The following is a 12972-nucleotide window of genomic DNA, read 5'->3' on the forward strand; positions in this document are numbered from 1 at the left end:
ATGTTTGAACGACTTATTCGTTTAGCGATCGAGCATCGCTGGCTGGTTATCCTGGCTGTACTCGGTATGGCAGGACTCGGTATCTTCAATTACTCGATTCTGCCTATCGACGCCGTGCCAGACATCACCAATGTCCAGGTACAAATTAATACGACGGCACCGGGTTATTCGCCTTTGGAAACCGAACAGCGAATCACTTACCCCATCGAAACCGTCATGGCGGGTTTGCCGCATCTGGAACAAACCCGGTCGCTTTCGCGTTACGGCTTATCGCAGGTCACGGTGATTTTCCAGGACGGCACCGATGTCTATTTCGCCCGGCAATTGGTGAACCAACGTATTCAGGAAGCCAAGGATAAACTGCCTGCTGGTATCACGCCGGCGATGGGTCCCATTTCCACCGGTCTTGGCGAAATCTATTTATGGATAGTCGAAGCCCAAGAAGGGGCCAAAAAACCGGACGGTTCGCCTTACACCGCGACCGATCTGCGTGAAATCCAGGACTGGATTATCAAACCGCAGTTGCGCAACGTGCCGGGTGTCACCGAAATCAATTCCATTGGTGGCTACGCCAAACAATATCAGGTGGCACCGATTCCGGAAAAACTGGCGTCCTATGGTCTGACCTTGCAAGACATCGTTACCGCGCTGGATCGTAACAACAATAATGTCGGTGCCGGCTACATCGAAAAGCGCGGCGAACAATATCTGATTCGTGCGCCGGGCCAAGTGCATTCGATGGAAGATATTCGCAACATTATTCTCGGTAATGTCCAGGGTGTGCCCATTCGCATTCGCGATGTCGGCGAAGTCGAAATCGGCCGAGAACTGCGCACCGGCGCTGCAACCGAAAATGGCCGAGAGATGGTATTGGGTACGGTCTTTATGCTGATCGGTCAGAATAGCCGTGCCGTCTCGCAAGCGGTCGACAAAAAGATGACGGAAATCAACCGCACGCTGCCCGAAGGGGTGCAGGCCGTGACGGTCTATGACCGAACGGTACTGGTCGATAAAGCCATCAATACGGTCAAGAAGAACTTAACCGAAGGGGCAATTCTGGTCATTGTGATTCTGTTCCTGTTCCTCGGCAATATTCGTGCGGCCATCATTACCGCAATGGTCATACCGTTATCGATGCTGTTCACCTTCACCGGCATGGTGACATACCAGGTCAGTGCCAACTTGATGAGCCTTGGGGCACTCGACTTTGGTGTGATCATCGACGGTGCGGTGGTGATTGTAGAGAACTGTGTGCGGAGGCTGGCCCATGCTCAGGAGCATCAGGGGCGTTCGCTAACACGTCGTGAACGTTTTCATGAAGTGTTTACGGCGTCGAAAGAAGCACGGCGGGCACTGTTATTTGGCCAGTTGATCATCATGGTCGTGTACTTGCCCATCTTCGCGCTGACCGGGGTGGAAGGCAAAATGTTTCATCCGATGGCGTTCACGGTGGTCATTGCCTTGGTGGGGGCCATGATATTGTCGGTGACTTTTATCCCAGCCGCCGTAGCGCTGTTTATCGGCGATAAAGTCGCTGAAAAAGAAAATGTGGTGATGCAGAGCGCTAAGCGTATCTATGCACCGGTACTGGATAGCGTCATGAGCAACAAGCCGGTGATACTCACGCTTGCGGTGGTCACGGTGATTCTGTCGGGCCTATTGGCGACGCGGATGGGTAGCGAGTTTGTGCCGAGCTTGAATGAAGGCGATTTCGCCATTCAGGCGATGCGCATTCCCGGCACCAGTTTGTCACAATCAGTCGCCATGCAGCAGCAGATTGAACAGGCTCTAAAGCAGCAGTTTCCCGAAATCGAGCGGATATTTGCACGAACCGGCACCGCCGAGATCGCATCCGACCCGATGCCGCCGAATATCTCGGATGGTTACATCATGCTCAAACCACGCGAGCAATGGCCTGAACCCGATAAATCACGCGATGATCTGCTAGCGGCGATACAAGTGGCGGCCAACAAACTACCCGGCAACCTCTACGAGTTTTCCCAGCCTATCCAGTTGCGCTTCAATGAACTGATTTCAGGCGTGCGTAGCGACGTTGCCGTTAAAGTGTTTGGTGATGATATGGATGTATTGAATGACACGGCGACTGAAATTTCGGTAGTTATGGCAGCGATTCCTGGTGCATCCGAAGTGAAAGTCGAGCAAACCACCGGCTTACCGATGCTGACGCTCAATATCGACCGGGATAAAACTTCGCGCTACGGCTTGAACGTGGGCGATGTGCAGGATGCGGTGGCTACCGCGATTGGTGGCACCGAAGCCGGCACCTTGTTTGAGGGTGACCGGCGTTTCGACATTATCGTGCGTCTGCCGGAGAACCTGCGCAGTAATCTGGATGCCATCAACCGCTTGCCAATCTCATTGCCGCGCGGGCAAAACCGAGATGGACGAACCAGCTATATCCCACTGGCCGAAGTAGCCAGCCTGGAAATGGCTCCCGGCCCTAATCAAATCAGCCGCGAGAACGGCAAACGCCGAATCGTCATCAGTGCCAACGTGCGAGGCCGCGACATCGGCTCTTTTGTTGCCGAGGCCGAACAAAAGCTGCAACAGAAAGTCAAAATTCCATCCGGTTATTGGACAAGTTGGGGCGGACAGTTCGAACAGTTGCAATCGGCGGCCCATCGCTTGCAAATTGTGGTGCCTGTGGCGTTAATCCTGGTTTTCACACTCCTGTTCATGATGTTTGGCAACGCCAAGGACGGTTTGCTGGTGTTCAGCGGCATCCCCTTTGCGTTGACCGGCGGCTTGGTCGCACTTTGGTTGCGCGATATTCCAATGTCGATTTCGGCGGCAGTCGGATTCATCGCCTTGTCGGGTGTAGCAGTACTGAACGGGCTGGTGATGATTGCCTTTATCCGTGGTTTGCGCGACGAAGGCATGTCGCTGGATAAGTCGATTGTTGAGGGTGCTCTGACACGTCTTAGGCCGGTGCTGATGACCGCACTGGTAGCCTCGTTCGGTTTCGTGCCAATGGCCATTGCCACCGGTACCGGCGCAGAGGTACAGCGCCCGCTGGCGACTGTAGTGATTGGCGGCATTCTCTCGTCAACGATGCTGACATTGTTGGTATTACCGATTCTCTACTGGTTCGCGCATCGCCAAGACCAACCAATAAGTCCCATGATACCGGGAATACCGCAGATTGATTCCAACGAGGGTTAAACGATGAGTACCTGCGAGCCATCAGAAAAAACCTGTTGTTGTCCTGGCGAGAAACCGGATAACCACCAGCCAACGCCATCAAACTTGTCGAGTGGCATCACGTTCAAAATCGAGGGACTGGATTGCGCCGAAGAGGTCGCTACATTGAAAAGCGCGATAGGCCCGCTCGTGGGGGGCAGTGACAAACTGGCCTTTGATGTTTTAAACGGGCGCATGACACTGTTGTCTGATGCCGAGCCCGTGACTGAAAAAACCATCATCAAAGCGATAGCGGCAACGGGCATGCAGGCGGCTCGTTGGCAGTCCGGTCAGACCGATGCCGATGTCAAACAACTGCACCGTTCGAAGACCGGTTATACCGTGCTTAGCGGTGTATTTATCGCGGCCGGCATGCTGATTCATATCGCCATAGCCGGCGGCTTTGTGGATATTCAAACCATTTTCAGCTCGGCCAAAAACGGCACCCTGCAATGGGACGTGGTCACTGACTATCTGCAAAGCTTACTAAATGCCCATGCTCAGCAGGCGATGCCTTTGCCTGAAAAAATAGCCTTTGGTTTAGCGGTGGCTTGCGGTGCTCGGCATGTGATCGTTAAGGCGTTTTATGCCTTGAAACGCTTCCGAGCGGATATGAATTTGCTGATGACGATTGCGGTTATTGGGGCAATGTTCATTGATGAATGGTTTGAGGCGGCAACGGTCAGTTTTCTGTTTGCGCTGTCTCTGGCGATTGAGAGTTGGAGTATTGGCCGTGCCCGGCATGCCGTTGAAGCCTTGCTGGATTTAGCGCCCTCGACGGTGACGATCAAGGATGAAACCGGCCAGGAATGCGTGGTACCAGCGGCAGAAGTCAGTATAGGCACCCGTTTCATATTAGCGCCTGGCGCTAAAATCCCCCTGGATGGCAACGTAATTGCCGGTTCCAGTTCAGTCAATCAGGCGCCGATTACCGGTGAAAGCATGCCGGTTGCCAAGCAAGTGGGTGACGAGGTGTTTGCCGGCAGTATTAATGTTGAAGGGACATTGGAAATCCGATCCACCAAGTTGGTTTCGGATACCACCTTGGCACAGATTACCCGGTTGGTCGGCGAAGCTCATGGTAAGCGAGCCGAGGTCGAACAATGGGTGGAGAAATTTGCGCGTATTTATACCCCGGCTGTGATGCTGGTGGCGTTGGCCATGTGCATCATTCCACCGGTATTTTTCGAAGGAGGCTGGAACGAATGGTTTTACCACGCCTTGGTGTTGTTGGTCATTGCCTGCCCCTGTGCATTGGTCATTTCGACACCGGTCAGTATTGTCGCGGCCTTAGCGTGTGCAGCCCGACAAGGCATTCTGATCAAAGGCGGCATTTATATTGAAACACCCGCCCATCTGAATGCGATTGCCTTTGATAAAACCGGCACACTAACCTCTGGTGAACCCGTCGTCACCGGTGTTTATCCATTCAATAGTCATACCGAAGAAGAACTGTTAAGCCGTGCCGCCGCACTGGAAGCACGAAGCAATCATCCGTTGGCAAAAGCTATTTTACGCTATACGGAACAACGCGGTATCAACGTGGCCAGCGCAGACAATGTGACGGTTCTACCGGGTAAAGGTGTCACCGGACTATTTAATGGCACGGATTTCTGGCTGGGATCGCGTCGTTATCTGTTGGAGCGTAGCCAAGAAATCCCGGAAATCAGTGAAAAAGCGATTGCCCTTGAACAAACGGGGCAAACCGTGATTGCCATCGGCAATGATCGGCATATTTGCGGCCTCATTGCCGTTGCCGACCAGCCTCGCACTGAAATCAAATCGATTTTGCAAGCGCTGAGACAAAATGGCATTCAACATTTAGCCATGTTGACCGGTGACAATCGGGTGACGGCCACTAACATCGCGACCCAAATTGGCATCGATGAGATACACGCCGAATTGTTGCCCGCCGATAAAGTGAAGATCGTCAGTCAAATGGTCGAGCAATACGGACAGGTAGCGATGATCGGGGACGGTGTCAACGATGCGCCGGCGTTGGGACGGGCCAACCTGGGAATTGCCATGGGGGTGCTAGGGTCGGATGCGGCTATCGAGATAGCCGATATTGCTCTGATGGGCGATGACCTCTCCAAGCTGCCCTGGCTGATCGGACATTCCAAAAGAACACTGGCGATTATTCGACAAAATATTACGTTTGCACTGACGATCAAGGCTGCGTTCGCCGTTTTAGCCTTTGCCGGTGTGGCTACCCTATGGGAAGCCATTGCAGCCGATATGGGCGCTTCCTTATTGGTTGTAGCCAACGGATTGAGATTACTTCATCCCAAAAATACGGCCTTTTAAGTGCTCTGAATTTATTAAAGGGCACTTTAACATCATCAAAGCGCCTAGACATTACCGTTTCAAGATACCTTTGGAGATAACCATGACATTAAAATCACTGATTCTTTTAGTTTTAGCTGAATCCTTATTATCTGCTTGTAGCTTCATGGAGCCTCACGCCATGGATACTGACCTGGCTATACAGCATGAGACATTGGCCAAACACTTCCAAGACGAGGCCAACGAATTACAGACGAAGATTGAGGAACATAAAAAATTTCTCAGCCGATTTGACTCACAACGCTATGTTTACGGTAGACATGCGAACGATCTTAAAGCACATAGCCAAGAAGTGATTGATCTTTATCAGCAGGCCGTCACTGCAAACCGGGACATGGCAGAAATGTTGCGGGAAGCGGATCATTAGTTGTAGCACTTCGCCCTCTGCCTTGTCCGTTCTTGTACTATCAAACTTATAATTTTCGGATATATATTTGGATACCTATCACCAGACAAAAGTGAAAAGTGCGCCAAGTTAGTGAAAAACTAATGACACAAATAATGAAAAAATCCGATTGGCTTTGGCTCTTAGAACCTTAACGAGGGCCATACTGCAACTGTGTTGGCTTGATCGGCTAGCCAGTTGCCCTCTAATTGGCATAACCGCAGAATTCGGAAAAAATAGTACGCTAAGGTTTCGGTGTGGATAAGTTTGGGACTTGTGCTTATCGGGTCACTAGGTGACTCATGCGCGCATGAGGGGACAGCTAGTAAAACTATCAAAGCGATACTGCAAAAACTCACCGCTCGCGATACCTTGCTCTATACTTTAAAGAATGACGCTAATGAATCTTTGGCTTGAGCCAAGTATTCATTTTTTGTGTTGATAGGGAAACTTTACGCTTGGGATTGAATCCACGCTTTATGCGCGATAGGTTTCAAGAGCATTAAACACATCAATTGATCTTAGTGGCGAAATGACCGTGGGATTTTTTCGACATCATCACTATCAGACCGTTATGGTGCTGATCATGTTGACTAGCTGGCTCTTCATGCTGGTGTCGTCAACGTGTGCGATGCCGATGCCTGCGCAAATGCAAATACCAGTGACGGACACGATGCCAGTTGGTTGTTCCGATTCGGCGCATCATGGCGCCGCAGCGACGCAACTCTCACCAAACCAAAACTGTACACTCAAGGCGTGTCCGGACTCCCAGCCTAACCCCGCGCTAAATTTCAAAATCGATAAGCCTGATCTACCCGTTTTTATCTTGTGCCTGACTTGGCTAAGTATTTATATTTTTAGCCCATTACCCTGCCTTTTTACCCGTCATAGACAACGAAGACCGACTGCCAATCCCATACCGATACGCTATCGGTTCTGTACTTTTCTGAATTAGCCATTTCTCCCAGGTAACCCGCGCCTTGTAGGCGTGATAGGGCTTCATGCTTTGGCGTGAGTCTGTGTTTCCCTTGATTGGAGAAAATAATGTACCCCTTGTTTTACCCCACACCTGTTGATCGGGTGTCGTGGCCCTATTGGGCGCTCTGCTGCTATTTACTGATTTTTATCGGCGTAGTCCATGCCGATGAAGCTTTTTTGTCCCTGGAACAGGCTGTTGAACTAGCGCAGGCCGGTAACCCTGGTATCTCCGAAATTAAAGCGCGTGCCGAAGCATTAGCCGCCATTCCATCGCAAGAGGGCGCACTGCCAGACCCGACGCTTAATTTCGATACCTTAAATGTTCCCACCAACAGTCTCAGTCTTCGCAAGGAAGATATGACCATGATGGATGTTGGTATTAGTCAGACGATTCCTTTTCCGGGCAAGTTGGCCTTGAAGGAACAAGCAGCCGAACAAGAAGCCCTGGCGGCAGCCGACTCGGTGGATGTCGCCCGTTTGCGCTTGGTTCGCGACGTCAAACAGACTTGGTGGCGCTTGTTTTATTACGATAGGGCCATCAATGTCATTGCCGAAAGCGAACAATTTTTTCAGCAATTGATCGATACGGCCCAGTCCCGTTACAAAGTCGGTCAGGGGCAACAGCAGGATGTGATGCTGGCCCAATTAGAACTCTCGAAACTCAAGGATGAAAAAATCGAGCTGATCAGCATGCGCCACAGTACCGGCATTCAGATCAACACATTGCTCAGCCGCAACTCCGATACCTTGGTAAAACTGCCTGACCAAGCCGAGATCAAAACCCCGGTCTTGGTGGTTGCGGAATTGCAGGCACAAGCCATGGAACATAGCCCACGGTTCGAGCAGCATCACAAAATGCTCGGTGCCGCCAAGACCCGCATTGAAATCGCCGAAAAGGATTTTTATCCCGATCTGACACTGGGTGCCGGTTACGCAGTCAGACAAAACACCCCATCCGGCGAATCCCGTAGCGATTTTGCTAGCGTCAAACTCAGCATCAATTTACCGATCTATGCCGAACAAAAACAGGCCAAGGCAGTCGATCAACGCAATAGTGAGTTGCTGCAGGAGCAGTACGCCTTGCAGGACGAGCACAATAAAGTCCATGGTGAAATTGCAGCCAATACCGCCCAATACCTGCACGCAAAACAGCGATTAGCATTATTCGAGCATGAAATCATTCCTCAAGCTCAGCAAGCCGTCAGTTCTTTGATGGCCGGGTACCCTGTTGGCAAGACGGACTTCAGCAACTTACTGCGAACACAGTTGAGTTTGTTTCAGTATCAAAGCCAATACTGGAAATCGTTGGTCGAAACCCAGCAATTGCTGGCGGAACTATCGAACTTAATCGGTAAGGACCTGACACATGACTAAGCAAACTATTCTGGTCAGTGTATTGACCCTGCTCATTGGAATCGCCGGCGGCTTTTGGCTGGCGGATAAGCCGCAACCCATGGAAAAGACTGTGTCGGTCGCAGAGCATAAACCACGGTTTTATCGGCATCCGATGAATCCAAAAGTGACGTCTCCGACACCGGCAAAGGATGAAATGGGCATGGATTATCTACCGGTTTATGCCGATGAAGTCTCGCAGACAACCCAGCCGAACAAAGGCCGTATTCTGTACTATCGCCATCCCATGGGGGCGGCCGATACCTCGCCTGTGCCGAAAAAGGATGAGATGGGAATGGATTATCTGCCGGTTTACGAAGGCGAGGTAACGAGTTCTAAACTCTTGACCATTAGTCCGGAAAAAATCCAAAAGCTCGGCGCCAAAACCGAGAAAGTTCAATATCGGGATTTAGTGCGTTCTATCCGTGCGCCGGGCAGTATTCAAGTTGATGAGCGTCGGTTGCATGTCATCAATGCCAAATTCGAGGGTTGGATACAACGCTTGCTAGTTAATAGCACCGGACAATCTGTCAAACGTGGACAACCACTATTGGATATTTACAGCCCCGATCTTCTGACGGCGCAGCAGGAATATCTGATTGCCAAACAAGGTGAAGGTGCATTAGAACAGGCCAGCCCGCAGGCGCTTGCCACCGCCCAGCAACTCACCCGCAATGCCTTGCAACGCCTAAAAAATTGGGACATTGGCACGGCCCAATTAAAACGCTTGCAAGAGCGCGAACTCGTGATTGAAACTTTATTGTTACCATCGCCTGTCAATGGCGTGGTCATGGAAAAGCCCGCAGTAGAAGGCATGCGTTTTATGCCGGGCGAGGTACTGTTCCAAATTGCCGATCTGAGTCGGGTGTGGCTGATGGTCGATGTATTCGAGCCCGATTTAGAGTGGATTAAATTAGGTCAAGAGGTTAGCGTCAATATCAAGGCTTACCCTGATAAATCCTTTCATGGGCAAGTCAGTTTTATCTTTCCCACGTTGAATACCGACACACGCACCGTCAAGGTCAGAGTGGACATGGACAACGCCAAAGGTTTTCTGAAACCCGGCCTGTACGGTAGCGTTGAAGTATTAGCGACTCAACAACGACACCGAGAGCTGAGTGTCCCCGATTCGGCTATTCTCGATAGTGGTACGCGGCAGGTAGCACTGGTACAGCTCGATGATGGCCGGTTCGAGCCGCGCACCGTGAAGATAGGCCATCAGGCCAACGGATTCAGCGAAGTGCTTGAGGGTTTACAGGATGGCGACAATGTCGTCACCCGCGCTAATTTCCTGATCGATGCCGAAAGCAATTTGAAATCGGCGCTGGACAGTATGAGTAGTGCTGAGGCGATGCCAAAGGCCGAATCGAATCAGGACGATTCAGTGGCCATGCCAGAACATGAGCATAGTCAACATGTGATGGAGCACTAGCCATGTTGGAACGGGTCATTGCCTGGTCGTTAAAAAATGTGTTTCTGGTGTTGATCACCACACTACTTTTAATCTGTGGCGGCATTTACGCCGTGATCAAAATTCCACTAGATGCCTTGCCAGATTTGTCCGATGCGCAAGTGATTGTCTACACGGAATACCCTGGCCAAGCACCCCAGGTGGTCGAGGATCAAGTCACTTATCCACTGACCACCGCGATGCTGAGTGTGCCAAGATCCAAAGTGGTTCGTGGTTTCTCATTTTTCGGCGCATCCTTTGTGTACGTGATCTTTGAGGATGGTACTGATATTTATTGGGCGCGTTCCAGGGTACTCGAATATTTAAACTTTGCGGCCGGGCGCTTGCCGCGTGGTGTTACACCACAACTCGGGCCCGATGCGACCGGTGTGGGCTGGGTGTATCAATATGTGTTGCTGGGGAAGGAATACTCGCTGGCTGAACTACGTACCTTGCAAGACTGGTTTGTACGCTATCAGTTAACCAAGGCACAAGGAATCGCCGAAGTGGCCAGCATCGGCGGGTTTGTTCAGCAATATCAAGTCACCGTTGATCCACATAAACTCCAGGCTTATGGCATCCCCCTAAAAACCGTGACAGAGGTGATTGCCAATGGCAACCGCGATGTGGGCGGTCGAGCCATTGAAATGACTGAAACAGAATATATGGTACGCGGTCGTGGCTATTTGCATGGTATTCATGATTTGGAACGGCTGGTATTAAAAGTCGCCAATGGCACACCCGTGTTAGTGCGGGATGTAGCCCGAGTGGAATTGGTCCCAGATGAACGTCGTGGTATTACCGAGTTGAATGGTGAGGGTGAAGTGGTATCCGGCATCGCTATTGCCCGCTACGGTCAAAACGCGCTGGAAGTGATTGATAACCTGAAACTACGCTTAAAGGAAATCACAGCGGGGCTACCAACAGGTGTGAGTATTCAAGCGGTTTATGACCGCTCGGATCTGATCCATCGGGCGATTGAAAATCTACGACACACGCTGTTGGAAGAGAGTGTGGTCGTGGCCGTGATTTGTGCAGTATTCCTGTTGCATCTGCGCAGCGCCCTCGTCGCCATTGTGATGTTGCCGGTTGGCATATTGATGGCGTTCATCGTCATGCATTTGCTGAACATGAACTCCAACATCATGAGTCTTGGCGGCATTGCCATTGCCATTGGTGCGATGGTCGATGCCGCCATCGTGATGGTCGAAAACGTGCATAAGCACCTTGAGCATGATGCGTATAAATTACCCAGACACACCATTGTATTGAATGCCTGTCGGGAAGTCGGCCCGCCCTTGTTCTTCAGCTTACTGATTATCACCGTATCCTTCTTGCCGGTATTTACCCTGGAAGCGCAAGAAGGTCGGCTATTTCAACCCTTGGCCTACACCAAAACCTTTGCCATGGCCGGCGCGGCGTTGCTATCGGTCACCTTAGTGCCGGTACTGATATTGCTATTTGTGCGCGGTCATATCCGGGCAGAACAAGATAACCCAGTCAATCGGCTGTTGCTGTGGCTGTATCGTCCGGTGATTACTTGGGTCATGCGTTTTAAAAAAACCACTGTCTTGCTGGCGATACTGGCACTGGTTGCCAGTATTTACCCTGCTATGCAATTGGGCGGTGAATTCATGCCGACCTTAAACGAAGGCACCCTGCTGTTCATGCCGCAGACCTTGCCCGGCATGTCGGTCACCAAAACCGCCGAGCTGCTGCAAACTCAGGATCGCATCATCAAAACCTTTCCCGAAGTCGAATCGGTATTCGGCAAGGCCGGTCGCGCCGCCACCGCCACCGATCCGGCGCCCTTAGAAATGTCCGAGACGGTGGTCAATCTGAAACCGGAATCGCAGTGGAGGCCGGGCATGACCGTCGACAAATTGATTACAGAAATGGATCAGGCTCTGCAAATCCCTGGCGTCAGCAATGCCTGGACCATGCCGATCAAAAATCGCATCGATATGTTGGCAACCGGTATTAGGACGCCTGTTGGCGTAAAATTGTTCGGTAACGACCTAGCTGAAATGGAACGGCTAGCCCAGCAAATCGAACAAGCCATCAAGAACGTACCCGGCACCACCAGTGCTTATGCCGAGCGGATTACCGGGGGGTATTATCTGAATATCGATCCAGATTATGACGCTTTGGCTCGCTATGGTTTGCTGGTCGGCGACATTCAAAATCTGATTTCAACCGCTATTGGCGGTGAAATGGTGACCACTATGGTTGAAGGCCGGGAACGCTTTGGCGTGATAGTGCGTTATCCCCGCGAACTCAGGAACAGTCCTAGTGCCATAGGCAATCACTTACTGGTAACGACTGCTGACGGTGCCATGATTCCTTTATCGTCGGTTGCACATTTGAGCTTATCCAAAGGACCACCGGGTATTCGTACCGAAAACTCTCTGCTCTCCGCCTATATCTTTGTCGATTTGCGGGATCGTGATATTGCCAGCTATGTTCATGATGCCAAACTCGCAGTCGAGAAAGCCGTGCAGATGCCTACCGGTTATTACATAACCTGGAGTGGGCAATTCGAGTATATGGAGCGTGCCGTTGAGCGCTTGAACATAGTCGTACCATTGACCATGCTGATCATTTTTATCCTGCTGTACCTGAACTTTGGCCGTATGACGGAAACCCTAATCGTCATGTTGTCGGTGCCGTTCGCCCTGGTAGGCGGCGTCTGGTTACTGTGGGCGTTGAACTATAACGTCAGCGTGGCAGTGGGTGTCGGCTTTATCGCACTGGCCGGGGTGGCTGCCGAAACCGGAGTGATTATGCTAATTTACCTGGATCACGCCTATCAAGCCAAAATCGAAGAATGCAGGCAACAGGGTAAGGAAATGGGGCTGAACGAACTCTACACCTGTGTAATTACAGGTGCTGCAGAACGGCTGCGGCCCAAGATGATGACAGTGGCCGCCATCATGGCAGGTCTATTACCCATCATGTGGAGTAATGGAACCGGATCGGAAGTGATGCGGCGCATTGCCGCCCCTATGGTGGGAGGGATGATCTCCTCAATGCTGCTGACGCTAATCGTAATCCCTGCAATTTATGCGCTGTTGAAAGGCCATTCGTTGAGACCACGATGAGCCCAAGCCAGTAAATTTCACATTCATAGATCCAGGAGGTTTATGACGATAAGTACAGTCCAAATGATGCATTAAACAACACCCTTTTACGAAGCAGGACGGCATTTTGATTGCTGTCT

6 protein-coding genes are annotated in these 12972 nt (G+C 51.2%); all 6 read left to right on the top strand.

What is annotated here, in order from left to right; all coding sequences use genetic code 11:
• The 6 genes from ACWAU0_RS22170 (at position 1) to ACWAU0_RS22195 (ending at position 12853) form a co-directional block, all read left to right on the top strand.
• On the top strand, positions 1 to 3183 hold the full coding sequence (locus tag ACWAU0_RS22170) for a CusA/CzcA family heavy metal efflux RND transporter (protein WP_101052473.1): 3183 nt from the start codon (positions 1 to 3) through the stop codon (positions 3181 to 3183).
• A gap of 3 nt (positions 3184 to 3186) precedes the next feature.
• Positions 3187 to 5508 (top strand): heavy metal translocating P-type ATPase, encoded by a 2322-nt coding sequence (locus ACWAU0_RS22175; RefSeq protein WP_101052475.1) that lies wholly within the window; start codon positions 3187 to 3189, stop codon positions 5506 to 5508.
• 82 nt (positions 5509 to 5590) lie between these two features.
• Complete coding sequence (locus tag ACWAU0_RS22180; protein ID WP_101052477.1) at positions 5591 to 5914, top strand: hypothetical protein; 324 nt, start codon at positions 5591 to 5593, stop codon at positions 5912 to 5914.
• 1062 nt (positions 5915 to 6976) lie between these two features.
• The gene (locus tag ACWAU0_RS22185) at positions 6977 to 8284 is read left to right on the top strand and encodes a TolC family protein (RefSeq protein ID WP_101052479.1); all 1308 of its coding nucleotides are present in this window, start codon (positions 6977 to 6979) and stop codon (positions 8282 to 8284) included.
• Positions 8277 to 9734 carry an efflux RND transporter periplasmic adaptor subunit gene (locus tag ACWAU0_RS22190; RefSeq protein WP_101052481.1) on the top strand — a complete coding sequence of 486 codons (1458 nt, stop codon included), beginning with the start codon at positions 8277 to 8279 and terminating at the stop codon, positions 9732 to 9734. Before ACWAU0_RS22185 ends, ACWAU0_RS22190 begins: the two co-directional genes overlap by 8 nt.
• Positions 9735 to 9736: 2 nt before the next feature.
• Positions 9737 to 12853, top strand: a complete 3117-nt coding sequence (locus ACWAU0_RS22195) for an efflux RND transporter permease subunit (protein WP_101052483.1) — start codon at positions 9737 to 9739, stop codon at positions 12851 to 12853.
• The last annotated feature ends 119 nt before the right edge of the window (positions 12854 to 12972 follow it).

The sequence above is a fragment of the Methylomonas sp. Uni0009 genome, assembly GCF_054188105.3.

What these genes read in the sequence shown, in the direction of transcription:
- ACWAU0_RS22170 (WP_101052473.1), top strand. Translation starts at nt 1, where the DNA reads ATGTTTGAACGACTTATTCGTTTAGCGATCGAGCATCGCTGGCTGGTT.
- ACWAU0_RS22180 (WP_101052477.1), top strand. Translation starts at nt 5,591, where the DNA reads ATGACATTAAAATCACTGATTCTTTTAGTTTTAGCTGAATCCTTATTA.
- ACWAU0_RS22190 (WP_101052481.1), top strand. Translation starts at nt 8,277, where the DNA reads ATGACTAAGCAAACTATTCTGGTCAGTGTATTGACCCTGCTCATTGGA.
- ACWAU0_RS22195 (WP_101052483.1), top strand. Translation starts at nt 9,737, where the DNA reads ATGTTGGAACGGGTCATTGCCTGGTCGTTAAAAAATGTGTTTCTGGTG.
- ACWAU0_RS22175 (WP_101052475.1), top strand. Translation starts at nt 3,187, where the DNA reads ATGAGTACCTGCGAGCCATCAGAAAAAACCTGTTGTTGTCCTGGCGAG.
- ACWAU0_RS22185 (WP_101052479.1), top strand. Translation starts at nt 6,977, where the DNA reads ATGTACCCCTTGTTTTACCCCACACCTGTTGATCGGGTGTCGTGGCCC.